Annotated in this window: 21 protein-coding genes, 1 tRNA gene and 1 pseudogene; 14 read left to right on the top strand and 9 right to left on the bottom strand. The window is 64.5% G+C overall.

Annotated features, from left to right (window positions below):
- Nucleotides 1–171: 171 nt before the first annotated feature.
- Together ACQY4K_RS04195 and ACQY4K_RS04190 are read left to right on the top strand one after the other, a co-directional pair.
- A complete protein-coding gene (locus tag ACQY4K_RS04195) occupies nucleotides 172–1,572 on the top strand; it encodes an O-antigen ligase family protein (RefSeq protein ID WP_428393669.1) in 1,401 nt (466 codons plus the stop codon).
- Between the two features lie 83 nt (nucleotides 1,573–1,655).
- Nucleotides 1,656–2,474 (top strand): class I SAM-dependent methyltransferase, encoded by an 819-nt coding sequence (locus ACQY4K_RS04190; protein WP_428393667.1) that lies wholly within the window; start codon nucleotides 1,656–1,658, stop codon nucleotides 2,472–2,474.
- Nucleotides 2,475–2,539: 65 nt separating this feature from the next.
- On the opposite strand, the gene ACQY4K_RS04185 is transcribed toward ACQY4K_RS04190, so the two are convergent.
- The gene (locus ACQY4K_RS04185) at nucleotides 2,540–4,924 is read right to left on the bottom strand and encodes a hypothetical protein (protein ID WP_428393665.1); all 2,385 of its coding nucleotides are present in this window, start codon (nucleotides 4,922–4,924) and stop codon (nucleotides 2,540–2,542) included.
- 144 nt (nucleotides 4,925–5,068) lie between these two features.
- On the opposite strand from ACQY4K_RS04185, the gene ACQY4K_RS04180 reads away from it, so the two are divergent.
- From ACQY4K_RS04180 to ACQY4K_RS04170, 3 genes are read left to right on the top strand one after another with little or no spacing between them, the layout of a single operon-like run.
- The gene (locus ACQY4K_RS04180) at nucleotides 5,069–5,668 is read left to right on the top strand and encodes an OmpA family protein (protein WP_428393663.1); all 600 of its coding nucleotides are present in this window, start codon (nucleotides 5,069–5,071) and stop codon (nucleotides 5,666–5,668) included.
- A gap of 10 nt (nucleotides 5,669–5,678) precedes the next feature.
- Complete coding sequence (locus ACQY4K_RS04175) at nucleotides 5,679–6,995, top strand: hypothetical protein (protein ID WP_428393661.1); 1,317 nt, start codon at nucleotides 5,679–5,681, stop codon at nucleotides 6,993–6,995.
- A 4-nt stretch (nucleotides 6,996–6,999) separates the two neighbouring features.
- Nucleotides 7,000–8,130 carry a hypothetical protein gene (locus ACQY4K_RS04170; RefSeq protein ID WP_428393659.1) on the top strand — a complete coding sequence of 377 codons (1,131 nt, stop codon included), beginning with the start codon at nucleotides 7,000–7,002 and terminating at the stop codon, nucleotides 8,128–8,130.
- Between the two features lie 3 nt (nucleotides 8,131–8,133).
- Here ACQY4K_RS04170 and amaB read toward each other — a convergent pair whose 3' ends face one another.
- Together amaB and ACQY4K_RS04160 are read right to left on the bottom strand one after the other, a co-directional pair.
- Nucleotides 8,134–9,645 (bottom strand): L-piperidine-6-carboxylate dehydrogenase, encoded by a 1,512-nt coding sequence (amaB, locus tag ACQY4K_RS04165; RefSeq protein WP_428393657.1) that lies wholly within the window; start codon nucleotides 9,643–9,645, stop codon nucleotides 8,134–8,136.
- Nucleotides 9,642–11,171 (bottom strand): amino acid permease, encoded by a 1,530-nt coding sequence (locus ACQY4K_RS04160; RefSeq protein ID WP_428395961.1) that lies wholly within the window; start codon nucleotides 11,169–11,171, stop codon nucleotides 9,642–9,644. Before ACQY4K_RS04160 ends, amaB begins: the two co-directional genes overlap by 4 nt.
- A 109-nt stretch (nucleotides 11,172–11,280) precedes the next feature.
- On the opposite strand from ACQY4K_RS04160, the gene ACQY4K_RS04155 reads away from it, so the two are divergent.
- The gene (locus ACQY4K_RS04155) at nucleotides 11,281–12,168 is read left to right on the top strand and encodes a glycosyltransferase family 2 protein (RefSeq protein WP_428393655.1); all 888 of its coding nucleotides are present in this window, start codon (nucleotides 11,281–11,283) and stop codon (nucleotides 12,166–12,168) included.
- Nucleotides 12,169–12,172: 4 nt separating this feature from the next.
- Here the strand turns inward: ACQY4K_RS04155 and ACQY4K_RS04150 are convergent, their stop codons facing one another.
- On the bottom strand, nucleotides 12,173–12,628 hold the full coding sequence (locus ACQY4K_RS04150; protein ID WP_428393653.1) for a DUF2934 domain-containing protein: 456 nt from the start codon (nucleotides 12,626–12,628) through the stop codon (nucleotides 12,173–12,175).
- A gap of 136 nt (nucleotides 12,629–12,764) precedes the next feature.
- Between ACQY4K_RS04150 and msrA the strand changes: the two genes are divergently transcribed.
- The 4 genes from msrA (at nucleotide 12,765) to prfA (ending at nucleotide 16,809) form a co-directional block, all read left to right on the top strand.
- Nucleotides 12,765–13,295, top strand: coding sequence for a peptide-methionine (S)-S-oxide reductase MsrA (msrA, locus tag ACQY4K_RS04145; protein WP_428393651.1), 531 nt, complete (start codon nucleotides 12,765–12,767; stop codon nucleotides 13,293–13,295).
- Nucleotides 13,296–13,385: 90 nt separating this feature from the next.
- Nucleotides 13,386–14,510 (top strand): flavodoxin-dependent (E)-4-hydroxy-3-methylbut-2-enyl-diphosphate synthase, encoded by a 1,125-nt coding sequence (ispG, locus tag ACQY4K_RS04140; RefSeq protein ID WP_428393649.1) that lies wholly within the window; start codon nucleotides 13,386–13,388, stop codon nucleotides 14,508–14,510.
- Nucleotides 14,510–15,754: a histidine--tRNA ligase gene (gene hisS / locus ACQY4K_RS04135; RefSeq protein WP_428393647.1), complete on the top strand. Its 1,245-nt coding sequence runs from the start codon at nucleotides 14,510–14,512 to the stop codon at nucleotides 15,752–15,754. Before ispG ends, hisS begins: the two co-directional genes overlap by 1 nt.
- Nucleotides 15,751–16,809, top strand: a complete 1,059-nt coding sequence (prfA, locus tag ACQY4K_RS04130) for a peptide chain release factor 1 (protein WP_428393645.1) — start codon at nucleotides 15,751–15,753, stop codon at nucleotides 16,807–16,809. The genes hisS and prfA overlap by 4 nt, the downstream gene beginning before the upstream one ends.
- Before the next feature lie 18 nt (nucleotides 16,810–16,827).
- Here the strand turns inward: prfA and ACQY4K_RS04125 are convergent, their stop codons facing one another.
- On the bottom strand, nucleotides 16,828–17,283 hold the full coding sequence (locus ACQY4K_RS04125; protein WP_428393643.1) for a hypothetical protein: 456 nt from the start codon (nucleotides 17,281–17,283) through the stop codon (nucleotides 16,828–16,830).
- A gap of 21 nt (nucleotides 17,284–17,304) precedes the next feature.
- Here ACQY4K_RS04125 and prmC point away from each other — a divergent pair, with 21 nt between their 5' ends.
- Nucleotides 17,305–18,183 (top strand): peptide chain release factor N(5)-glutamine methyltransferase, encoded by an 879-nt coding sequence (gene prmC / locus ACQY4K_RS04120; RefSeq protein ID WP_428393641.1) that lies wholly within the window; start codon nucleotides 17,305–17,307, stop codon nucleotides 18,181–18,183.
- 281 nt (nucleotides 18,184–18,464) lie between these two features.
- Nucleotides 18,465–18,761: pseudogene (locus ACQY4K_RS04115) on the top strand (DUF4167 domain-containing protein); the annotation flags it as partial.
- Nucleotides 18,762–19,349: 588 nt separating this feature from the next.
- Here the strand turns inward: ACQY4K_RS04115 and ACQY4K_RS04110 are convergent.
- Nucleotides 19,350–20,501 (bottom strand): mechanosensitive ion channel family protein, encoded by a 1,152-nt coding sequence (locus ACQY4K_RS04110; protein WP_428393639.1) that lies wholly within the window; start codon nucleotides 20,499–20,501, stop codon nucleotides 19,350–19,352.
- Between the two features lie 111 nt (nucleotides 20,502–20,612).
- Between ACQY4K_RS04110 and ACQY4K_RS04105 the strand changes: the two genes are divergently transcribed.
- A tRNA-Met gene (locus tag ACQY4K_RS04105) sits at nucleotides 20,613–20,687 on the top strand.
- An 8-nt stretch (nucleotides 20,688–20,695) separates the two neighbouring features.
- Here ACQY4K_RS04105 and ACQY4K_RS04100 read toward each other — a convergent pair.
- Complete coding sequence (locus ACQY4K_RS04100; protein WP_428393637.1) at nucleotides 20,696–21,649, bottom strand: ATP-grasp fold amidoligase family protein; 954 nt, start codon at nucleotides 21,647–21,649, stop codon at nucleotides 20,696–20,698.
- 286 nt (nucleotides 21,650–21,935) lie between these two features.
- Here ACQY4K_RS04100 and ACQY4K_RS04095 point away from each other — a divergent pair, with 286 nt between their 5' ends.
- A complete protein-coding gene (locus tag ACQY4K_RS04095; RefSeq protein ID WP_428393635.1) occupies nucleotides 21,936–22,262 on the top strand; it encodes a DoxX family protein in 327 nt (108 codons plus the stop codon).
- Nucleotides 22,263–22,266: 4 nt separating this feature from the next.
- Here the strand turns inward: ACQY4K_RS04095 and ACQY4K_RS04090 are convergent, their stop codons facing one another.
- Both ACQY4K_RS04090 and ACQY4K_RS04085 read right to left on the bottom strand, forming a co-directional pair.
- A complete protein-coding gene (locus ACQY4K_RS04090) occupies nucleotides 22,267–22,995 on the bottom strand; it encodes an EAL domain-containing protein (RefSeq protein WP_428393633.1) in 729 nt (242 codons plus the stop codon).
- Between the two features lie 206 nt (nucleotides 22,996–23,201).
- The gene (locus tag ACQY4K_RS04085) at nucleotides 23,202–24,248 is read right to left on the bottom strand and encodes an isocitrate/isopropylmalate dehydrogenase family protein (RefSeq protein WP_428393631.1); all 1,047 of its coding nucleotides are present in this window, start codon (nucleotides 24,246–24,248) and stop codon (nucleotides 23,202–23,204) included.
- Between the last annotated feature and the right edge of the window lie 41 nt (nucleotides 24,249–24,289).

The raw sequence follows: 24,289 nt of genomic DNA, 5'->3' as shown, positions 1-24,289 counted from the left end.
ATGCTGTGGCCGTTCATAAAGCTGGCATTCCCGACCCGCCAAGGGTGTAACCTGCTTGGTTCAGGCTGGACGAAGCGTAGGCCGCCTGCATCCACGAGGGCGCCTTAAATGTCGCAATGGGCCTCAGTTTCGGCGAAAGGAAACTGGCGACGGAGTATCGTCGGGCTCGTCGTGTTCGTCCTGATCATAGGCGCGACCGTTGTCCTCGCTGCCGGCGGTCTGAGGCAGGGAAGCCAGTTCTTTTACATCATTGCAAGCGTAGCCGTAGGCGTAGCGTATATTCGGAGATCGCCGTGGGACTTTTTACTGTTCTCGCTTTGGGCGTGGACACTAACTCCATTTGTACGCCGCCTAATAGACTTGTATTGCGGTTTCGATCCGACCAATATTGTACTTGGGCTACCGAACCTTCTGTCCCTCTTAATGGTGGCAGATATTTTGTCGAGCGCCCGAGTCTTTCGTCTCAAGGAGTCCACGACCGGCCTTCTGCTGCTCACTCCCGTTGTATATGGGATCGTTGTAAGTCTTGTTCAAGGCAATATAATATCCGGACTGATTGGCGCCGCGGACTGGATCGTCCCGATAACTTATTACTATTTTCTTATTCGCCATGCCTCTGAGATAGCAGACCTGGAGCGGCCGCTTACAGAGTTCGTCACCCTAAACATGCTCCTTCTGGCGGTATATGGCGTAGTTCAATTCTTCGCGCCGCCCCCTTGGGACTCCGCATGGCTCATCAATTCCGGAGTGACCGCAGGCGGTCAACCAGTTGCCTACAAGATTCGTGTTTTCAGCACACTAAATTCTGCGGGAGTAGCTGCTCCCTGGTTTGAAATGCTGATAATTCTCTCGTTGCATTTTCGGACCAGGCTGGCCTCGGTTCTTACCGCTGTTTGTGTCGTCGTGCTTCTTATGACTCTCGGCAGGGCGGTCCTTGGCGCTTTGCTGGTAGCTCTTCTAATCGTGTTTCTCAGCTCCGGTGGCCGTATGCTCAGGACACTCGCGATTACTATCGTAGCCGTGGTGCTCCTCCTCGGTACGTTGTCGGCCTATTACCCATCGGTAGGTCAGCGTTTTACATCCAGGTTCGATACTGTGAACGACTTGGGTCAGGACGACAGCGCGATCCATAGGCTTGCGCTTTACCGGGCAGCCCCAGAATGGCTTGATAAGCATCCACTTGGCCTCGGTATCGGTGCACTCGGTCGCGGCGCCGTAAGTTCGGACGATGCAAACTTGATTAGCATCGATTCCGGCCCACTAGCTATCTATCTCTCTCTAGGTTGGATAGCTGGCTCCATCTATATTGCCGGTATCGTTGCTGTGTTGATTCAGGCGGCTTCGGCGGCCCGACGCTGTGGGTCTCCTGCCGCAGTGGTGGCAGCTACGGCAGCGTTCGCAGCCAGCCTTGGGCTGATTTTTGGGAACGTGACTGGACTAATCGGCGTAATTATCTGGATGTGCGCCGGCTACGCGAGTGTTCTCGGGATGACTAAGAGTCCTACCGAGTTCAGGCTGGGGGCCGCCGATGGCCGACCCGCGACGGAGATGGGCGCCTCGCGTCCTAACTGAACTCCGGGTTTTTAGAAACGATCGTGGGGCGGATTGCCGATGCCCCCGAATTTAACACTTTTTAAGTCCGCGGGAGTCTGGATGTGGAAGACGACAGAAAGTCTACGCTGGTCAAATACTTTGGTTTTCCCGCAACGCTTGTTCACGGGGACACGCTTGAGTTCGACAGATGGAGTTGGCTGAAGCAGTACTTGCCAACGACACGCAATGGCGAACGGCTTTTGGACGTTGGGTGCGGTAGCGGAGCATTCGCTATCGGCGCGGCCCTACGTGGTTATACTGTGGTGGGCCTAAGCTGGGATGAACGGAATCAAACCGTAGCAGAGTCCCGTGCAAGATTGATTGGTGTCAAAGACATTGCGTTCCCGGTACAAGACGCGCGTAAGCTCGACGAGCGGACGGATTTTCGTGGAAGTTTTGATGTAGTAATTTGTCTCGAGGTGACGGAGCATATCCTAGACGATTTCAAGCTGTTTCGCGATTTGGCTGGTTGTTTAAAACCTGGCGGACGATTGCTGGTTACGACTCCAAACCGAGACTACAAAGCGATAAGCCCTACGGATGACGGACCGTTTGAGACGGTGGAGACTGGATGGCACGTGCGTCGTGGCTATACGAAGACTATGCTGACAGAATTGTGCCAACAGGCGGCACTTGAAGTAGAGACAATTGGGTATTGTAGCTTTTTTTTCAGCCAGACGGCCACCAAGGCATTTCGGACCCTTAGGGACCGTTTTGGCGTGGCGGGCTGGGCGGCTGCGTTCCCTCTTCGACTTGTTCCGCCACTACTGGATGGTTGGGCCGGCAAGAGACTGAGCCGGCCCGGGTTTTCCATAACGCTTGTAGCATACAAGCCGCGCCTCAACCGGTCCCGCCACCCGGGTCATGAGGATGGCGGGTAAAAATGGCAATTACGGGTCGAGCGACCCCCTCTCGGATCTGACGCCCACGTATGGCTCCGACGGACCTATCTGTGCCAGACGGTGGCGGACATTCGCATGAAAGTCGCAGATGTCCCCGGTGCCACGCTGACGGCTATATTTGTCCCTGCGCTTCCGATTTCGCCACCCGCCTGGGGGTAGACGAGTAAAGAATTAGCCCCGTCATTGCAGACTACTTCCGATTGACCGATCGGGACGACGCCCAGGATTGTACCAGTTCCCGGGTTCACATAGCTGAACTGATTGACAAGACTGGTGATAGCCATGGCGTTGGATTGGTTTCCGCCACTCGCGGCTAGACCTAATGCTGTTCCTGTAGCCCCCCCCTTCGTTCCAGGATCAAGGTCAATATTCACAGTTGTGCTTCCTGCCGCAGACGTGCCAACGGACTCGCCGATTGAGCCTTCCTGGGTCAGACCACCAGCCAATCCACCGGTGGTGACGAAGACCGGCTGTCCAGCCGCTATAGCCTGGGAAGGGTCTGCCTTGGCGACATTGTAAAGGAGGTCAGAGTATGTGAGTACAGCGACGGTATGGCCGGCCCCGGCAGGAGAAGCCGTTATTCCGCTAAACGGCCTCCCGTCCTTGTAAGGAAATACCAGAAGGTATCCATTGTCGTAAACTGGCACTCCTGCCCCGACACTGGAACCTGACGACCTGAACACACCATCACCTTTGAAAGTCTCAAACCGATTCTGAGATGTGTTGTTGCCCCCCTTGATCGGAGAGACGGTGCTCGTGGCGTTGAACACAAACCCCGTATCGTTTATCCAGCTGTTGCCCACTGCGTAATCGCCCGCTTCAACAATGTCATCCTTCACGGAGCCATATGCGGACCAGAAAGTGCTTATCATAGTGTTGTTTTGAAACTCATTGACGTAAATAACTGCTGGGGCAGCGACAACGCCTCCGGAGGCATTCGTTATGGCGTAGGCGGGTTGGGAGCCTACGTCCGAGCCACCACCGCCGATGAATGTGTTGTTGACAACGGCGCCGCTCTCTCCCGAGCCGTAAATCCAGCCGTTACCAACAGCTTCAATGTAGACATTCATCAGAACGCTATTGGAAAGGACTGTATAGAGTTCCTGACTGACATTCTTCGTATTTGCTTCGTAGTAAATTCCATATGGGGAGAAGCCGGTATGGACATTCTTTATAAGGCTCGCATCAATTTGGTCTGTCGTGGCTACGCCGATGCTAGCTATCATATTGCCGGCTAAGTTGGTGTCCTCGATTAGTTGATTACCTATCGTTGATGAATAGGGCGCAAAGTAGATGCCATAGCCGTTATTTGTGAGCACCGCATCGCGGAGTGACCAATGGTCTTTAATTCCGTTAATGCCCGCTCGCATGGCACTGATTCTGATCATGTAGGCCTTATCAGATTCGCCGAGACACAGTCCGTCCATGTTATTTGGCGCTGTGCCGTTCACGCGGCTGTAACCGGGTCCAATGAGGCGAAGTCCATGATACGTAGAATTCGAGCTTTCCGGTGATCCCCGGCCACCGCTCAAGATCGCGCAAGTATCTTGACCAAGATCATTCGGCCACTGTAGGCGCGTCATCGCATACCCGTCGCCGTGGATATCAAGGTTAGGAACTTCCGACCCGGTGTCGGTGATGCCACCAGCGTTCACCAGAGAGTGGTTGAGAATGTAGTTTCCGGCTGGAATATAGACACTGCCGCCGGCCGACGTGTTCAGCCACGCTGCGGCCATGGCGCTTTGCACGCCGAGCCAGTCCATGGTCAAGGCGGCGAGCTGAGCTGGCGCGATCGTAAAGGTGATTGAAGAGCCAGCCGTGCAATCGCTCGATAAAGGCTTGGAAAGGGTGACGGTCGCGTATCCGCTCGCGTTGGGGGTGCGGCCCATGGCGGTAACGGTCGTCTCGGTAGCGATACATGCTCCGCTGACCTGCATGCCTGGTTGAAGCAGATAGTTGCCATGCGTCGGATCTTGCCATGCGGCTACGGTGGCGGACCAGTTGTTGATTCCCGTGAGCTGCTCGGCGAACGTCAGGGTGCTGGATGTGCCACCCTGGTCTGTGGACGTGGGCATGGAAAACGTGAGACCGAATGCCGGGTTGGTCATCCATGCGTAGGCCTGGACGCCGCTGACCCATTGGGTGGCGAAGGTGTTTAGTGAGGTCAGGGTTGCGGCGGGGAACTGCTGGGCCAGGGTGGTGCCGGTGTTTGTTCCGAGGGCGCCATAATCGCGGACGTTGTAGATGTCCGCGGCGCGCGCATGGAGGGTTCGTGCTGTCGGCCCGGCACCATAGGCCCAGCTGCTCGACATGTTCGCGGGCGGGGTGATGGGTGTTTGCGCGCGCGCGGCCGTGGCGAGCAGCGCCGGGACGAGGGCGGAGGCGGCGAGAAGGAGGGTTCGAATATCGCGTCTAGCCAGTGCAGCCATGAAGGTGTCTCCTGGTTCCGTTGGGCTCCCAAGGGACCGTGTCCCCAGTCTCCAAGCAAGAAAATCGAGTATGGGGCTTGCAAAACACCGGATGGACTTTCGCGGTCACGCACGCATAGTGCGCGCGTGATGATGGCTCCGCCAATGCGTTATGTGCTTCTGATTGCGTTGTTTGTCGCCGGTTGCGATACGACCACGAAGGGCGAATCCAGCAAGCCCGCGGAGAGCCACGTGCTGCGGGCGGCAGGGGCGTCGGTCACCAGCCTGAACTATGATTCAAGGGTTTTCTTTGATACCGACCAGTCGGCGCCGCGGCCGGGAGCGGCGGGTGTACTGGATGCCTTGGCCGGGCGGCTGCTTCGCGCCGAGCCGCATGCGCAGGTGGCGGTGTTGGGCCATACCGACGCGGTGGGCGGTGACGCCTACAACATGGCGCTGTCGCGCCGGCGGGCGGAGGCGGTGGTCGCGGCCCTGGAGGCGCGCGGCGTTGCGGCGTCGCGGCTGCGCGCGTTGGGCTTCGGCAAGCGCCAGCCGGTAGCCTCCGACGCCACGGAAGCCGGGCGGGCGCGCAACCGCCGCGTGGAGTTCCTGATCTCGCCCAGCCAGCGTGCGATCGACGCGGTGATCCAGGCGCGGCCGAGCTCGGTGGGGGTGCGCGAAAACCGGCCGGCCGTCCAGGCGCTGCATGCGCGCAAGCCGGCACCACTGGCGCGCGCGCCATTGGGAGCGCCTGTGCCATACTGAGCGTGCTTACGTGACGGAGCAGCTTGGCATGGCCCTCGGGCGACAGAAGCCGACAGGGGATCCGCTGGCCGAGGCGTTCGCCACCGCGATCGGCTTCGCGCCCAGCCGGGCGGCGTCGTTGCGGCAGCCGGCCGACGTGCTGCACCGGGCGGCGGCGGCCGAAGTGGCGCGCGCGCCGGTGACGCTCGACGGGCGCGGGTTCTCCGCCGGCATGCGCGAGAGCCTGCTGGCGCCGGCGCGGGCGCTGCTCGCGGAGTGGAAGCAGGCGCGGGCGGCTTTCGATGCGCGGCTGGGGCCGTATCGCGTTGATATCGAGCGGGCGGAGCGGCTGGATGCGGATCTGGCGGCGCTGATCCGTCGCCGCGACGAGGACATCGCCCAGATCGAGCGCGAGACCGAACAGAGCCATCGCTACCGCGAGCGGCGTGACGCCTTCGAGCGCGCCGAGACCCGGCTGCGCCGCTACGCCGAGGCCAACGGCAACCGGCACGCCACCATGACCGCGCGCAGCCCGCTTTATCTGCTGGCGCTGTTCTGCGTCGGCGTCACCGAATGGCTGATCAACTACACGGTGTTCCTGCTGTTCTTCGGCATCCCGGCGATCGCCGCCGGCACCACGCTGATCCTGGCGGTGCTGCTCGCCTTTGCCTCGCACGGACACGGCTCGATCCTCAAGCAATGGACCCATCGCTTCGGCCACCATGCCGAGCGGATCAAGCGCATCGGCGACTGGCGGCTGCTGGTGCTGGCGAGCCTGGCGTTGTTGGTGGTGCTGGGGGCGGCCGGCGGCTCGCGCTATGTCGCGGCCGAGCATGTGATGCGCGCACAGGCGGGGCCGAACATCCTGGGGCCGGACGTGGTGGTGCAGACCGACCCGACGGTGGAAGTGCTGATCTCGCTGCTGGCCAATCTCGGCGCCTGGCTGGTGGGCATCTTCTTTGCTTATGTGTGCCACGACATCGATCCCGACTTCATGGACGCGACCTGGCAGCGGGGGCGGGCCTGGCGCCGGTTCCACCGGCTGCGCCGCGTCGCCGATGAGCGGGTGCGCCAAACCGAGGCGCGCACCGCCAAGGAGCTGCGCGAGGCGGAGGTGGCGGCGGCGACCCGTATGGACGCGGTGGCGCAGCCGCGGGCGCTGCTCGACCAGATCGAGGCGCACGGGCAAGCGGTGCGCGAGGCGGTGCTGGGGGCGGTGCGCGGCAATGCCGAGCAGTATCGCGCAGGTCTGGCCGCGGCGCGGTCCGAAGGCACTGGCCTGGTGGTGGCCGGGGGCGAGCAGGCGCTGTCGGTGGACCGCGCGCTGCTGCTCGAGATGGAGTCCTGAGGGCATGCGCCGGCTTGGCTTGTTGGTTCTGTTGTTGCTGCTGCTGGCGCGGCCGGCGCACGCGGCGTTGTTCGGCCGCGAGGGGCTCGACCCGGCCTTCTGCAAGACGGCGGCGGTGCGCCAGACCGTGCTCTATATCGACGACATGGACATGGTAGCAGGCCGCATTGAGTGGGCGCGCCAGCTCGCGGTCAAGCTGCGCGCGACCCTGGCCCCGGGCGAGCGGCTGACGGTGGTGCGGCTGCAGACGCGCAGCGGGCAGAGCAGCGAGCTCTGGTCGGGCTGCTGGCCGGGCTATACGGCGGCGCAGCGGGCGGCGCTGGAGAAGCAGAGCTTTTTGTTCAGCCGCAATCCGCTGAGCACGCTCGGCGATCAGCGCAAATACTTCCTCGGCGATATGGGGCAGGCGTTGACCGCGATCTACGAGGCGGCCAATCGGCCGGCGGATGAGGTGCGGATCGATGCGGGCCATCCGCCGCACAAGGAGATCATTCGCGCGCTGGCCTCCGACGAGGGGCGGTTTTCCGCAAGCCAGGTCACGCTGCGCGCGATCCTGTATTCCGACATGGCCGAGAACAGCGACCTGGGCTCGGCATTCCAGCCGGGTTCGGCGCCGACCGACCTTGGGCAGCGGCTCGGCACCTATCTGCGTGGTGGGGTGTTCTATGCCTTCGGCGTCGGCGGGGAGGTGAATGGCGATCCGAACTTTCCCGAGAACGCGCGTCGCTTCTGGTTGACGGCGCTGCATTCCATGGCGGCGACGCTGGGCGGCATGGGGGCGGATCTGAACGTGCCGAACCTGTTGCCGGTGGCGGCGCACGATTACGCGGTGGCGCTGACCATGGACAAGCAGCCGCTGGAGGGCAGGCTGTCGCTGCTGACCGACCGCGACGGGGCGCTGGTCGATAGCTGGCTGGGGATTTCGCGCCTGGGCAGCACCGGGCTCGAGGGCAGCTTTACGTGCGAGGTCGGGGGCGCTTGCTTGCTGGATGCCAATACCAGCAGCGGGCTCGCGACGAATGCGCCGAGCGAGCGGGTGGTGCTGCGCGGACCCGAGGCCGGGCCGCTGGTCGGGACCTTGGGGGTGCGGGCGCAGGGGATGCGGTTTCCGCTGCGCACTGAAGATGTGAAGTAGCGATCAGATGTCGAAGCGCACGCCTTGGGCGAGCGGCACCGAGAGGCCGTAATTGATAGCGCTGGTGAGGCGGCGCATGTAGGCCTTCCAGGCGTCGGAGCCGGATTCGCGGCCGCCGCCGGTCTCCTTCTCGCCACCGAAGGCGCCACCGATTTCGGCACCGGAAGGTCCCATATTGACGTTGGCGATGCCGCAATCCGAGCCCGAGGCGGCCAGGAACAGCTCGCTCTCGCGCAAGTCGCGGGTGAAGATCGAGGAGGACAGGCCCTGCGAGACGCCGTTCTGCAGGGCGATGGCCTGGTCGAAATCATTGTATTTCATCACATAGAGGATCGGCGCGAAGGTCTCCTGCATGACGGGACCGGTCTGGTCGGGCATCAGCACCAAGGCGGGACGGACATAGTAGCTGTCGCCGTCGCCGATGCGCTCGCCGCCCGTCACCGCGCCACCGGCGTCGCGGGCGCGGGTGAGGGTGGATTGCATGGCGTCATAGGCGGTTTCGTCGATCAGCGGGCCGACCAGGTGCTCGCCGAGCAGCGGGTTGCCGACGGGGACGGCCTCGAACACGCGGCGTAATTTGGCGGTGAAGGCGTCGTGGATGCTGGCATGAACGATCAGCCGGCGCAGGCTGGTGCAGCGTTGGCCGGCGGTGCCCATGGCGGCGAAGGCGACGGCGCGCAGGGCCAGTTCCTGGTCGGCCGACGGGCAGACGATAGAGGCGTTGTTGCCGCCCAGTTCGAGGATGGCGCGGCCGAAGCGGGCGGCGACCACTTGGGCCACGTTGCGGCCCATCGCGGTGGAGCCGGTGGCTGAGAGCACGGCAATGCGGGGGTCCTGGGCGAGCGCCGCACCGGTCTCGCGGCCGCCGAGCAGCAGGCTGCAGAGGCCGGCGGGCGCGTCCTCGAAGCGGGCGGCGGCGCGGTCGAACAGCGCCTGCGTGGCGAGTGCCGTGAGCGGGGTTTTTTCCGAAGGCTTCCAGATGACCGGATCGCCGCAGACCAAGGCGAGGGCGGCGTTCCAGGCCCACACCGCGACGGGGAAGTTGAAGGCGGAGATGATCCCGACCACGCCGGCCGGATGGTATTGCTCCATCATGCGATGCTCGGGACGCTCGCTTGTGATCGTCAGGCCGTAGAGCTGGCGCGACAGGCCGACCGCGAAGTCGCAGATGTCGATCATTTCCTGGACTTCGCCGGCCCCCTCGGAGGGGATCTTGCCGGCCTCGATGCTGACCAGGCGGGCGAGGGCATCCTTGGCGGCGCGCAGCTCCTCGCCGAGCAGACGCACCAGCTCGCCGCGGCGCGGGGCGGGGACGCGGCGCCAGGGGGCGAAGGCGGCGTGGGCGGCGGCGATCGCGGCGTCGGCGGCCTCGGGGGTGGCGTGGTCGATATGGCCGATGATTTCGCCGGTCAGAGGCGAGCGTTGCGGGTGGGCGCCTTCGGTGAAGCGGGCGCGCGGCACGTCGAGGGCGGTGAGGAGTGCTGCGGTCTCGTAAGGCAGGTCTGGCGTGGTCATGGCGGAGGCATAGGCGTGGGCGGCGCATTTAGGAAGGCCTCGCGGCCCAGGGTCGAGTGGTGCCGGCCATAGGCGAGGTAGGCGACGGCGCCGAGGACGGCGTAGCCAAGCAGCAACAGGGCCGGCACCGGGTTGCCTGTGAACAGGGCGGTCGTGAGGTCGATCAGCAGGGGGGCTGCCATGATGAGGCAGAACAGGATGCCCAAACCCGGCGCGGTGCCGATCCAGATTCCGCGGACGCGTATGCCGCCGAGCGGCACGCGGAACGGCGCGATCTGGTCGGGGCGGGTGTTGCGCAGGTAGATCACGGTAAAGCTGACGATACCGAAGGCGACCGTGGTGCCGAGGCTGACCAGGTCGCTGATGATGTCGATCGGCAAGGTCGCGGCTGCGGTCGCGGTGCCGACTCCGATGGCGATGGTGCCGAGCCAGGGGGTGCGGAAGCGCGGATGCAGATCCTGGAACAGGCGCGGCAGCAGCCCGTCGCGCGACATGGTGTAGAAGATGCGCGACTGGCCGTAGAGCAGGCCCATCATCACCGAACACAGCCCGGCAACCGCGCCGATCTTGATCATTATGGCGAGCCAGGGCGTGTGCATGGCGTTCACCGCGATCGCCAGCGGGTCGGGCACGCCGAGCTGCCTATAGGGCACGATCCCGGTCAGCACGGCCGCGACGAGGATATAGACCACGGTGCAGATGGCGAGCGAGCCGATGATGCCTATGGGGATGTCGCGCCTGGGGTTGCGCGCCTCGGCGGCGGCGCAGGACACGGATTCGAAGCCGACATAGGCAAAGAAGATGACTGAGGCCGCGCGGAAGATGCCGGGCACGCCGAAATGCATGCCGCCGGTGTTGGCCGGGATGAACGGCATCCAGTTGGACGGGTGCACGGCGCGGATGCCGAACACCACGAACAGCACCAGCACCGAGACTTTGATGACGACAATGACGCTGTTGACGGCGGCGGATTCCGTGACTCCGATCACCAGGATGGCGGTGACAAGCAGGCTGGCGGCGGCGGCGACGAGGTCGAGGCCGCCGCTCCAGACCAGGCCCGTGCTGCTGGCAGTCTGCACGGTGTGGATCAGCGGGGTGTGCAGCAAGGGTGACACGGTGATGCCGAAATCATGCAGCAGGCTGGTCGCGTAGCCGGAGAACCCCGCCGCCACGGCGGCCGTCGAGATGCCGTATTCGAGCAGCAGCAGCCAGCCGGTGATCCAGGCGAACACCTCGCCTACGGCGACATAGGCGTAGGTGTAGGCGGAGCCGCTGACCGGCATCACCGAGGCGAGTTCACCGTAGGAGAGGGCGGTGAAGGCGCAGGCGAGCCCGGCCAGCATGAAGGACAGCAGCACCGCGGGGCCCGCATAGTTCGCCGCCGCGGTGCCGGTCATCACATAGATGCCGGCGCCGATGGTGGTGCCGACCCCGAGCATGACCAGGTTGACCGGGCCGAGCGTGCGCTTGAGCCCGTGGGCGGCGATCTCGGCCTCGACATGCGCCACCGGCTTGCGCAGCATCATACGACCCGAAGCGGGAGAAGGCTTCGGCGCGACTTGAGCGATTTGCATGCGACCCATGCATCAACGGTATGAAGTGCGGGTTGGGTGGGTCAAGGGGGCAGTCAGCATCATGAACCGACAAGCGCGTGCGCCGCTGGCCGTGGTTACGATGGTCTATAACGAGGCGCAGTTCCTGCCGGTCTGGCTGCGGCATTATGGGTGTCAGGTGCCGGCACGGCATTGCTACGTCATCGATCACGGTTCCACCGACGACAGCCTGGCACCCGCGCGTTTGCCGGCAGGGCTGAACGTGATCCGCATCCCCCGTTCGCCGCAGGACGACGAACGCCGTTCAAGCTTTATCTCGCAACTCTGCGGCTCCCTGCTGGTCTGGTATGAGGCGGTGATCTACGTCGATGTCGACGAGATGCTCGTCGCCGATCCGGCACTGCATGCCTCGCTCGTGGATTACGCCGCCACGCTCGGCGAGGATGCCGTGATCTCGGCGGTGGGTCTGGATGTCGTGCATTGTCCGGACGCCGAGACGGCACTCGACTGGAGCGTGCAGACCAGCCTCCAGCGCTCCTGGGTGCGGTTCACCTCCTCGATGTGCAAGCCGGCGCTGATCCGCAGGCCGGTACGCTGGGCGCCGGGCTTTCACAACATCGACGCGGCACCCACCTTCGGCGCGCTGTTTTTGTTCCATTTGCGCTACGCTGACCTGCCTTCCGGGCTACACCGGCTGGCGCGCACGCGGGCGCAGGCCTGGGTGTCCGAGCAGGCCGGATCGCACCAGCGCATGGCAGATACCGCCTGGTCCGACATGCTGCTCGGGATGGCCGGCCTGCCGCGCTGCGAGGGCGCCACGTTCGGGTTGGATGACACCGAGCTGCATGGGTGGCTGGCGAAGGTCATGCAGAGTTCGGAGTCGCGGCTGGATGCGCTCTACCGGATCGACCTGCATCTGAGCGGCGACCGGCTGTGGCGGCTTCCGAAACGCTTCATCGGGCGCTTCTGACGTTTTAACCTTTTGGCTTGCGGCCTTTTGGCGCTTTCGTCGGCGCCGCCTCGATCGCCTTCTTTTTCAGGGATGGTTTTGCCGGCAGCGTCTCCGGCGATGTCGGCGTGGCGTGGGCGGGGGCCGCCTCCGGCTTGACGGCACCGCCGGACGCACGCTTTGGCTTTGGCGTGCTGTCGGCCGTCCCTTGGTCGGTCAGGTGATCGGGGAATTCTCCGAGATTGTCCTGCAGGAACGCCTCCTCGACCGGCTCGGAGCGGGTGGGATCTTCTCCTGCCGTCTCCGGATTCGGGAGCTGGGCGCTGCCGGCGCTGTCCTCCATGCCGACCAGCTCGCGGGCGCGCTCCCAGAACTCGTGCGCGCGGCCATGCGGGCGCCCGTCGTCGATCCAGAGATGATAGGCGCGGTCGCGTATCCGACGCTCGCGGTCGGGATCGTGTTCGAGAGGATTCGCGGACATCGTTGGTCTCCATGATCCGTTACAGCAGCCGGCCGCCATTCCCGATCACGGGATGGAGAAAGCAGTCAAGAGCTTTCCGCTCTTCCCGCGCGGCAAGGGCATCGCCATCTCATGTGCATCGGGTTCGGAGAGTTTCATGGCGCAGGCAGTTCTGGGTGGAGGGTGCTTCTGGTGTCTCGAGGCGGTCTACAAGGATCTGCGCGGGGTGAGCGAGGTGATGTCCGGCTATGCCGGCGGCCATGCCGCCAACCCGAGCTATGAACGGGTCTGCAGTGGCACCACCGGACACGCCGAGGTCGTGCGGATCACCTACGACCCGGACATGCTCTCCTACACGGATCTGTTGCGAGTGTTCTTTACCATCCACGACCCTACGACACTCAATCGACAAGGCGGCGATGTGGGGACGCAGTATCGTTCTGTGATCTTCGTCGCGAACGACGAGGAGCGGCGGATGGCAGAGGCCGCGCGTGCCGAAATCGAGGCCGCGGCGGTTTGGGATGGTGATATCGTGACCGAAATCACGGACCTCCCTGCCTTCTACCCGGCGGAACCCGAGCATCACGACTATTATGCAAAGCATCCGGGGGCGGGCTATTGCCGCGTCGTGATCGCGCCGAAGGTCGCCAAATTTCGCAAGCAGTTCGCAGCACGCCTGACAGCCTAGCCGGGCCGCCCTGGCCAAACGGCGTCAATCCTGGCAGGAAGCGGCGCGGGCCTGCCGGACGGCGGGGCATCCATGCCGGAGTATCCAGCCATGAGCTACCGTCCCTATCAGCAGATCGAGCGTCGCAAGTCGCGCCAGATCCATGTCGGGCGGGTGCCGGTCGGCGGCGATGCGCCGATTACCATCCAAACGATGACCAATACACTGACAACCGACGCAGCCGCGACGATCGCGCAAATCCGGCTGTCCGAGCTTGCCGGCGTGGACATCGTGCGGGTGTCGTGCCCGGACGAGGAAAGCACGGCGGCACTCGCGGAGATCGTGCGCGAGGTCAACGTGCCGATCGTCGCCGACATCCATTTCCACTATAAGCGCGCCATCGAGGCGGCCCGCGCCGGGGCCGCGTGCCTACGCATCAACCCGGGCAATATCGGCAGCCCGGAGCGGGTGCGCGAGGTCGTGCGAGCGGCGCGCGAGCATGGCTGCTCGATCAGGATCGGCGTCAATGCCGGCTCGCTGGAGCGGCATCTGCTGGAGAAGTACGGTGAGCCGAACCCCGACGCACTCGTCGAGAGCGCGCTCGAACACGCCAAGATCCTGCAGGATCACGACTTTCACGAGTTCAAGATCAGCGTAAAGGCGTCCGACGTGTTCCTCGCCGTCGCTGCCTATCAGCAGCTCGCCGAGGTCTGCGACCATCCGCTGCATATCGGCATCACCGAGGCCGGCGGCGCGCGCGCCGGCACCGTCAAGTCGTCGATCGGGCTGGGCAATCTGCTCTGGGCCGGCATCGGCGACACGCTGCGGGTCTCGCTATCGGCGGAGCCGGCGGAGGAGGTGCGTGTCGGCTGGGAGATGCTCAAGACCCTGGGGATACGCCATCGCGGGGTGAAGATCATCTCCTGCCCATCCTGCGCCAGACAGGGGTTCAACGTGATCGCCACGGTGGCGACGCTTGAGGAGCGGCTGGCCCATATCGAGACGCCGCTGACCTTGTCGATCATCGGCTGCGTCGTGAACGGTCCGGGCGAGGCGCTGATGACCGATATCGGCATCACCGGCGGCGGCAACGGACGGCACATGGTCTATGCCGCGGGCAAGCAGGACCACACCATGCCGGCGGATCGCATGGTCGAGCACATCGTCGAGCTGGTGGAAGCCCGCGCGGAGTCTCTCCAGGCCGAGATCGATGCCCAAAAGCAAGCGGCCGATTGATGGAGCAGATTGGTCCGGTCCGCGGCACCCGCGACCTGATCGGTGAGGAGCAGCGCCGGCACATCCATGTGGTCGAGACTGCGCGTCGGATCGCCGGGGCGTATGGTTTCGACGAATGGTCGACACCGATTTTCGAGGACAGCCGAGTGTTCTCGCGCACTTTGGGCGAGACGTCGGACGTCGTCACCAAGGAGATGTACAGCTTCGCCGATCGCGGCGGCGACCTGCTGACCCTGCGGCCGGAGGGGACGGCGGCGATCTGCCGCGCCTTGGTCAGCAACGGCCTGACCCAGTCGCTGCCGCAGAAGGTGTTCTATGCCGGGCCGATGTTTCGCTACGAGCGGCCGCAGAAGGGCCGCTACCGGCAGTTCCATCAGATCGGCGCCGAGTTGATCGGCACCGCCGAGCCGCTGGCCGACGCCGAGACCATAGCACTCGCGCGCGACATCCTGGACGCGCTGGGGATTGCCGGCGAGACCGTGCTGCACCTCAACACCATGGGCGATCTGCAAAGCCGGCTGGCCTGGCGGCAGCGGCTGGTCGACTATTTCCGGGAGGTCAAGGAGAACCTGTCGGCGGAAAGCCAGGCGCGTCTGGAGCGCAACCCGGCGCGCATCCTCGACAGCAAGTCGGCCGCCGACCAGGCACTAATGGCGGGAGCGCCGCTGATCGAGCGCAGCCTGACGGACGACGCGCGGCGGTTTTGGGACGGGCTGCGCACGGCATTGGTGCGGTTCGGCGTGGCGTTCGAGGAGAACCCGCGGATCGTGCGCGGGCTGGATTATTACAGCCACACCGCCTTCGAGTTCGTCACCGGGTCGCTCGGCGCACAGGGCACGGTGCTGGCCGGCGGCCGCTACGACGGGCTGGTGGCGGAAATGGGCGGTCCGCCGACACCGGCAATCGGCTGGGCCGGCGGGATCGAGCGGCTGGGGATGCTGCTTGCGGCACCGCCAGCGGCGCCGGTGCCGGTCGCGGTGGTGCCGCTGAGCGAGGAGGCGGAGCCAGCGGCGCTGAAGGCCCTGTCGATGCTGCGCCACGCCGGGATACGTGCCGAGATGGCCTATCGCGGCAATGCGCGGCGGCGGATGGAGCGCGCCAGCCGGATTGGCGCGGGTTTCGCGGTCATCATCGGTGCCGACGAGGTCGCGCGCGACTGCGCCCAGCTCAAGCATCTGGGCAGTGGCACGCAGAGCGAGGTGGCGCTCGAAGGGCTCGTGGCGGCGATTGGGCGGAGTGCATGAATTTCGAGGAGCGGCTCGACCGTATTGTCGCGCGCTCGGACGAGCTGCGCGATGTGCTGTCCGGCACTTTGTCCGGGGAGGCATTCACGCGGGCGTCGCGCGAGTTCGCCGAACTCAGCGCGGTGGTCGAGCGGATCAATCGCTTACGTGAGAGCGAGGCGCAGGTCCGCCAGGCTTCGCTGCTGCTTACGGATCCGGAGATGCACGAGCTGGCGCAGGCGGAGCTCACGTCGCTGCAGGAGGGCTTGCCCAAACTGCGGCACGAGATCCGCCTGGCGATGCTGCCGCGCGACGAGGCGGATGCACGCAGCGCCATCCTGGAGCTGCGTCCGGCCGCCGGTGGCGACGAGGCGGCGTTGTTCGCGTCGTCGTTGTTCGATTGCTACCGGCGCTATGCGGACTCGAAGGGCTGGCGCTTCGAGGCGCTCGACTACGACGAGGACGAGCTGGGCGGGCTGCGCGGCGGCATCGCCTCGATCACCGGCCGCGGGGTGTTCGCGCGCCTGAAATACGAATCCGGCGTACACCGGGTGCAGCGCGTGCCGACGACCGAGAACCAGGGCCGGATCCACACCTCGACGGTCACGGTGGCGGTGCTGCCGGAGGCGGAGGAGGTGGATGTGACGGTCAACGACGCGGATTTGCGAATCGACGTCTACCGGGCTTCGGGCGCCGGCGGCCAGCACGTCAACAAGACCGAGAGCGCGGTGCGGATCACGCACCTGCCGAGCGGGATTGTCGTGGCCATGCAGGAGGAGCGGAGCCAGCACAAGAACCGGGCGCGCGCGATGACAATCCTGCGCGCGCGGCTGTTCGAGCGGCAGCGTGCCCAGCTGCACGACAGCCGCGCGGCCGACCGCAAGTCGCAGGTCGGCAGCGGCGACCGCAGCGAGCGCATACGCACCTACAACTTCCCGCAAGGAAGGGTCTCCGACCACCGGATCAACCTCACGCTCTACAAGATCGACCGCGTCATGGCAGGCGAGCTTGACGAGTTCATCGACGCGCTGACCACCGAGGAACAGGCCGCCCTGCTGGCGTCGGACGAGGGCTGAGTGTCGACCGGCGGGGGATTAGGAGATCGGCGTTCGGCACAGGCCGGAGCGCTGTCGGATCACCTCGACGGCACCGGGATCGGCCGGGTCGGACAGATAGAACAGGGTGAAATCCGCGGCACCGAGTGCCTCAAAGCTCTGGTGGTCAGGGTCGTAGAGCAGCCCGCTGGCGTTGACTTCGTGTATTTCCTCGCCGCCCGTCGGCGAGCGGATCGTGATCGTGCCGCACAGCGCGTAGCTGTGTCGGTCGTGGCCTTCGGGACCCACGTGTGCCGAGACCTGCACCGTGGCGGTCAGCTCGTTGGTGGCGGCATCGAGGGTGAAGGAGGCGGCGAGCCTGTCGTCGACATACAGCCGCGTGATTTCACCGATCTCGCGTGCCGAGCGCACGTCATGCACGGTGAAAGTCGCCGCGCGCGCGGCCGTGGCCGCGAACAGGGCCAGCATGGCGCAGGCGATCGGCGTTCGGTTCATGGCATGGCAGGATAGGACGGCGTGCCTGACCAAGGCCATATGGCGGCCGGACTGATCGCCTGTGCCAGTCGTCGACTGGATCTGGTCGGGATCCCGTCGGCGCCGCGCGAGGCGAGGCTGCTGCTGGCGCATGCGCTCGGCCGCCAGGCGCGTGTAATGGCGCCGCACGCCGGCGACTGGGTGGTCTCGCCCGATGCACGCGCGCGCTTTACGGACTATGTCGAGCGAAGGGCGCTGCGCGAGCCGCTTGCCTACATCACCGGAGAGCGGGGCTTCTGGACGCTCGATCTTGCGGTCTCGGAGGCCACCCTGATCCCGCGCGCCGACAGCGAGGCGCTGGTCGAGAGCGCATTGCGGCAATGGCCGGAGCGGACGCGCCCGTTGCGCATGCTCGATCTCGGTTGCGGCACCGGCTGCCTGTTGCTCGCCTGTCTGTCGGAGTATCCCGCCGCCTGGGGGCTTGGCATTGATGTGTCCGCGACGGCGTGCCGGCTTGCGGCGTCGAACGCGCGCCGCGCCGGGCTGGTGTCGCGCAGTGCCTTCCTGTGCGGCGATTGGGGCGAGGCCGTCGGTTCCGCCCAGGCCAACGCCGGTTTTGACCTGGTGTTGAGCAATCCGCCCTATATCCGATCGGAGTCGATCGCCGGACTGATGCCGGAGGTGGCCAATTTCGAACCGCGCACCGCCCTCGATGGCGGCGCCGACGGGCTTGCGGCCTACCGGATCATCCTCCCTGGTCTTGCGAGACTGTTGAAGCCCGGTGGTCTTGCGATCCTGGAAGTTGGCGCCGGGCAGTCCGGCCCGGTTCGCGCGATTGCCGAGGCATGCGGTCTTGCGTTCATCGCCTTGCAGCCCGATCTTGGTGGTCTGGACCGGGCAGTCACGCTGCGTTACGCCTGAATGGTCAGAAACCATTTGGCAGGCCTACCGCGGGGGACTACCATAAAGTGCGTTTAGATTTGGTCCGCATGCCGTGGACCTGTCTTACGGGCGCCAGGTTTGTTGGATCGATGATCCCCCTGGATGTCTGGCGCAGGGTTCGGACACGGTCGGCCTTTGAACGGCACCCGGGTTTTCCGCGATCAGCACCCTCTCGTTTGCTTCGAGGACAGGGGCGCTGGTCTTCAGGACATCCGGACGAATCGGGGCCTCGTCAATCAGGAAAGTGCTGCGACAGACTTATGAACATGAAACGCATGCGAGGCCGTAACCATCGTCCGGGCGGCGGTGGCGGGGGCGGCAGTCCGATACGCCATCATAATGGCCAAATTCCTCTTAATCGTAACCATGTGTTCGACAGCAATGGGCCGGATCTCCGGATACGCGGAACCGCCCAGCAGCTGTTCGAGAAGTATCTGCAACTCGGACGCGATGCGACCAGCTCCGGCGACCGCGTCATGGCGGAAGGATACTTCCAGCATGCGGAGCATTACTTCCGCATTATCAATGCGATAGCTCAAGCGGCTCAGCAAGGCCAAGGAGCTCAGCCAGGTCAATCCGCGCAGCAGGGCCAGCCTGGACAGCAAGGCCAATCTGGACAGCAGAACCAATCTGGACAGCAAGGTTGGGGCGCGCCGCAGGTCAACAATCAGCAGCGTGGCCGCTCGATGGACGAGCAGGATCCGGAGGATCGCGGCGGCGAGGATCCGCTGATCTCCGGCGGTGCGCCCGCACCAGCGCCTTATACGCAGCCGGCCCAAACCCAGCCGGCCCAAACCCAGCCGGCCCAAACCCAGCCGGCCCAAACCCAGCCGGCCCAAACCCAGCCAGCCCAAACCCAGCCAGCCCAAACCCAGCCAGCCCAGACCCAGCCAGCACAGAGCCAGCCAGCACAGACCCAGGTCGCGCCCAGCCAACCGGCACTCGCGCAGCCGCCGGTTGAGCCGCCGCTCGCATTGCAGCCGGAGGAGGCCCGCACTGAACCAGAGAGCCCCATCGCGGAGAGACGTTCAGCAACTGCGACCCGGCCTCCACGCGCACCACGCCCACCACGTGAACGGCGCAGTGCCGAGCCAGAGGCAGGATCACCGCGGCCAGAGACCGAACTCAGCGGCGCCTGATCCCGATCAACCCTGGGTGGGCGGCCTGATCGCTCCCGTGGGTGCCACGCCGTTCGGCGGGGTGGCGCGGGGTGCCGGGTCATCACCGATGCGAACGCGTGTCCGGGGGAGCGCCTCGGGGCATTCCTCCTGCAGGTAACGCAGGATCTTCTCGCGCACCTCGCAGCGGAGATCCCAGGTCTGCGGGGCATTGCGGGCACTGACCAGCATGCGGATTTGCACCGTATGTTCCATCACGTCGCTGACCTGCAGGTTGACCACCTTGCCGTCCCACAGCGGACTGTCCTTGACGACGTCCAGCAACTTGGCGCGGAGGGCCTCGACCTGCACCCGGTAATCGAGAAAGAAGAAGATCGAACCGATCAGGGCCGCGGAATTATGGGTCCAGTTCTGGAATGGTTTCTCCAGGAAATAGGAGATCGGCAGGATCATCCGACGCCAGTCCCAGAGCCTGACGACGACATAGGTCGAGGTGATCTCCTCGATCCAGCCCCACTCGCCCTCGACGATCACGGCGTCTTCCATGCGGATCGGCTGGGTGATGGCAATCTGCACGCCGGCGATCAGGTTGGTCAGCAACGGCCGTGCCGCGAGCCCTACGATCAGCGAGGCGGCGCCGGCGGAGGCGAACAGGCTGAGGCCATATTGCCGCACCGGCGCAAACGTCATCAGCGCGGCGGAGACCGTGACCACGAAGATCAGGATGTCGGCCGCGCGTCGCAGGATGCCGACCTGGGTGATGTGCTTTCGCGCCTGGAGGTTGTCCTCCTCGGTGGTCTTGAAGCGTGACAAATAGCCGTCCGCCGAGACCCGTACTGCGATGACGGCGCCCCAGCCCAGCAGCAGCACCAGGGTGACCAGCAGCGCCTGGGCGATCGCGGCAAACCAGGCATAGCGCAGCCCCGCGGCAGGCAGGGCGGCACCCACCGAGACGATGATGATGAAGCCGCGCATCGGCCTGCGCACCGCCTTGGCGAACGACCGCACGAAGGCGCCGCGCTCGCCGGGGAAGCGCAGCAGGACGTTGGTAATCAGCCGGCTGAGCAGCAGCGCCGCCAGGGCGACGGCGATCAGCACGATGGCCGAGGCAAGCGGGGCCGGCGCCCAGTCCAGCCAATGGCGGAAATTGATCAGGAAGTTGAGCAGGGTTTCATGCATGGACGCACTCGTACAGGCCGCGGCACGGACTGCAAGCCGATGGTTGACTTGACCGGGGCACGACGATATTGGACCGCCTGCCTGGCGCGGTGCGCCAAAGGGGCCAGGTGCGGCGGCGTAGCTCAGCGGTAGAGCAGGGGAATCATAATCCCTTGGTCGGCGGTTCAAATCCGTCCGCCGCTACCATCGCGGTCTCAGCCGGTCCAGAAGCTGCCGAAGACCTGGTCGTAGGAAACAGGTGAGAATTTGTTGAAGCCGTTGCCCGAGGACGGCGTCATCTCGCCGAAATAGACCGTGTCATTGACCGCATAGAGATCGACCCGGACGAAATCCGTGGCATCGGCCAAGGTCTCGGCAATCTGGATCATTCGATCCAGCGCGGGCGGTCGTTCCAGCGTTCCGGGATATGGTTCGACGGTCAGTGTGACCGGCAGCAGGGTCCAGTTCGGATCATAGATGTTGCGTTGATGCCTGAAAGGAGGTTGACCGAAACGGGCCATGTCCACCTGGATGAAGCGCACCTTGCCGCCGAAGACATAGAATTTGTAGTCGTCCGGCGGCTCGCCGGTGCCGTCGTCGAGAAATTCCTCAATCAGGATGCGCGGCGTAATGCGGCGATAGAGCGGCTCCTGGTTGATATCGTAATAGTTCAGCGCGAGCCATTGCCGGCAGGTTTCGATCACGGCCCGCGAATCGACGGCAGCGCCGTCTTGAACGATGTGGACCCAGCCGCTTCCATGGGACGCCTTGACGACATAGCGGGACGGCAGTCGGTCGAACGGAATATCGGTCGGGTCCGTTGTGACGTGAAGCAGCCGAGGGAGCAGTGAGGGGTCGGACGTCTTGTCCACCACATAGGTCCGTACCGCGAGTTTGTCGGCCCAAAGTGCCAGGATCGGACGCCGGTCGAAGATCTTGCGTGCCTGCAGCTTCTCGTTGAATGTGCCGGGGAACAGGATGTTGGGCCAATAACCGAAGGTGTAACGGTACTTCTTCATCGCACGGGCGGCGACGTTGATCGACACTGGGGCATGCGCGAGGGCACGAAGGGCCGCGGATTTGAGCACGTGCCTGGTTGCGCGGAGCGCTAATCCGATGAGTTCCGGTGCGAGCGGGCGGCCGTGCGACAGAACAGACAGCTGTGTCATGAGAGATTCAGGGCTCTGGAGTGACAATCCGGTAAATTCAGCGCCCGGCCGACGCATGCCCGGAGCAGAGCAGAAACAAACTACAAGTATAAGGTAAGTATTCTTCCATGTTGAGTTGTAATGCTTGTGTCTTCTCCGTCGACACGAATCCTATGCAAGTCCGTGCGCTACGGCAACGATATAACACCTTAGATCCGTCTATTCACTTCATATTAACATGAACGACCAGGCTTGGATGAACCGCTACCGAGACGGGACGTTGGGGTCGAAAAGGAGAGCACCCATTATGTCCACCAGCAAGCCCCCGATCTGGCAGAGCATTGTCGGCATCGGTTTTGCCGCGGCGGGGATCAGCAAGCTGATCGCGGTCGAGCCGCAGGAACGCCTGTTCGCAAGCTGGGGCTGGAAGCGCAAGGATATGCAGACAATCGGCGTATCTGAACTGCTTGGTGCAGCACTCCTGATGACCGGCTCAACGCAGCGGCTGGGTGCGGCGCTGCTTTCGGCGTCTTCCGTTTGTCTGCTGACCGCGGAGCTGCGTCATGGAAATGACCGTCTGGTCACGCCACGGCTGGGAATGCTCGCCGCCGCAGTGAGTGGCTTCTGGCGCTAGGTCCTTACGAGGCCCGATCCTGCTCCAGGCGCCAGGTTCTGATTGCGTCGAGGGCCGGTTGCGCCCCGCCCAGCCAGGGTCCAAGCGCCTGATCGCATCCAGCGTCGCGTAAGCGGGTTTCGTGCGAGCCGCAGGCGACGCCCTCGGCGATGACCAGCAGGCCGAGCGCATGCGCGGTTGCCACCAGGCCGCCAAGAAACGCATCGTCCGCGCCCCCGGCATCAAGGTCGCTGACCAGCAGGCCATGCAGCTTCAGACCTGTGAGCAGGCCAGCCAGGCTGCGACGGCGTAGGAGCGTCAGGCTGGAGACGTGGGCGCCGAAGCCGCCCAACACGGCGCTCACACCAAGGTCGGCGAGAGCGGCCAGCAGATAGAGCAACTCCGGCTCATCGGTTTGCAGGCATGCCTCGCTGAACTCCAGTTCCAGGCGCGACGGGGGCAGGCCGGTCTCTGCCAGCATATCGGCTATCAAGCGCGCAAGACCGCCGGAGGCTGCCTGCGCTTCGGTCACGCGCAGCGACAGGATGGGCGTCGACACCAGCGTGGCGTGGGCGATCAGACGGCCGGCATGCCGAAGCATCGCCTCGTCGCGTCCGAGGTCACGGCCGGGCTCGCGGGCGCCGTGCAAAGCTGTTCGAGGACGTAGAGCGAAAGCCTCGATGGCGACCAGGCCACCGTCGGCAAGCTGATACCGTGGCTGGAACAGCAGGGAGGCGTGCGTGCGTTCGCCCACGCTGGCCTTTGCGCGCGATGCGCGGCCCAAGGCCGCAGGGCCCGGGTACGCAGGGCCCTGGGACGTGCGGTCCTGGCCTGCGAATAGTTTGTCTCTGACGAGAAAGCCCGACACCGCGTGCAGTCCTGGTTCCAGTAAGGCACCAAGAATGCAGCCGGAATTGTCACCAGCCGGTGAACGCGGGGTCGGATTTTATTGTCTGGGCTTTATGCGACACGCTGCCTGATCGCTGCGGTCAGGCCGGCGGTGTCGGCATCGCCGCCGAGATCGCGGGTGCGTATGCCGGCAACCAGAACCGTCTCGTTGATCGCGGCACTGAGCCGGTTGGCGAGATCGCCTCGCCCGACATGCTGCAACATGATTTCGGCGGCGAGCAGGAGGGCCAGCGGATTGGCGACCCCCCGGCCGGCGATATCGGGTGCCGACCCGTGCACCGCCTCGAAGATCGCGCAGTCCGTGCCGATATTGGCACCCGGCGCCATGCCCAGACCACCGATCAGGCCCGCGATAAGATCCGACAGGATGTCGCCGAACAGGTTGGTCGTGACGATCACGTCATATTGCCACGGATCGAGCACGAGCTGCATCGCGCAGGCGTCGACGATCCGATCGTTCATCGCGATGCGGCCCTCGTACTCGGCCGCCACCTCGCGGCCGACATCGAGGAACAGCCCGGTTAGCGCCTTGAGGATATTTGCCTTGTGGACGATGGTGACCTTTTTGCGGCCGTTACGCAGGGCGTAGTCAAAGGCGTAACGAACGATGCGTCGGCATTCCGTGCGCGTATTGAATCCCGACGAGATCGCCACCGCCTTCGGATCGTGCCCGATCGGCATGTAGTGTTCCATCGCGGCGTAGAAGCCTTCGAGGTTTTCACGCACCAGGACGATGTCGATGTTGTCGAAGCGGCCGCCCGGGATCAGTGTGCGGGCCGGCCGCAGGTTTGCATAGAGTTCGAATTCCTGCCGCAAGGTCACGTTGATGGACTTGAATCCGCCGCCGACGGGTGTCGTCAGCGGCCCCTTGAGCGCAAGGCCGGTGCGGCGGATGCTGTCCAGGGTTTTCAGCGGCAGCGGATCGCCGGTCTCCTGTAACGCGGCCATGCCGGCGAGCTGTCTGTCCCATACGAACGGCGCGCCGAGGGCGTCGAGGATCTCGACAACAGAGTCGACGATCTCCGGTCCGATGCCATCTCCGGGGATCAGGGTTGCGGGGATTGTCTCGCCGGATCTTGTCGCATGGGGCTGGGTCATTGCACGGTCGCTCCTGGTGCAGTCTGTGTTCGTGGGCCGGG

The sequence above is a fragment of the Lichenicoccus sp. genome (genome assembly GCF_965276875.1).
In the GTDB taxonomy this organism is placed as follows: domain Bacteria; phylum Pseudomonadota; class Alphaproteobacteria; order Acetobacterales; family Acetobacteraceae; genus Lichenicoccus.
The sequence above is the reverse complement of the archived record's forward strand: the minus strand, read 5'-3'. Positions and strand labels throughout refer to the sequence as shown.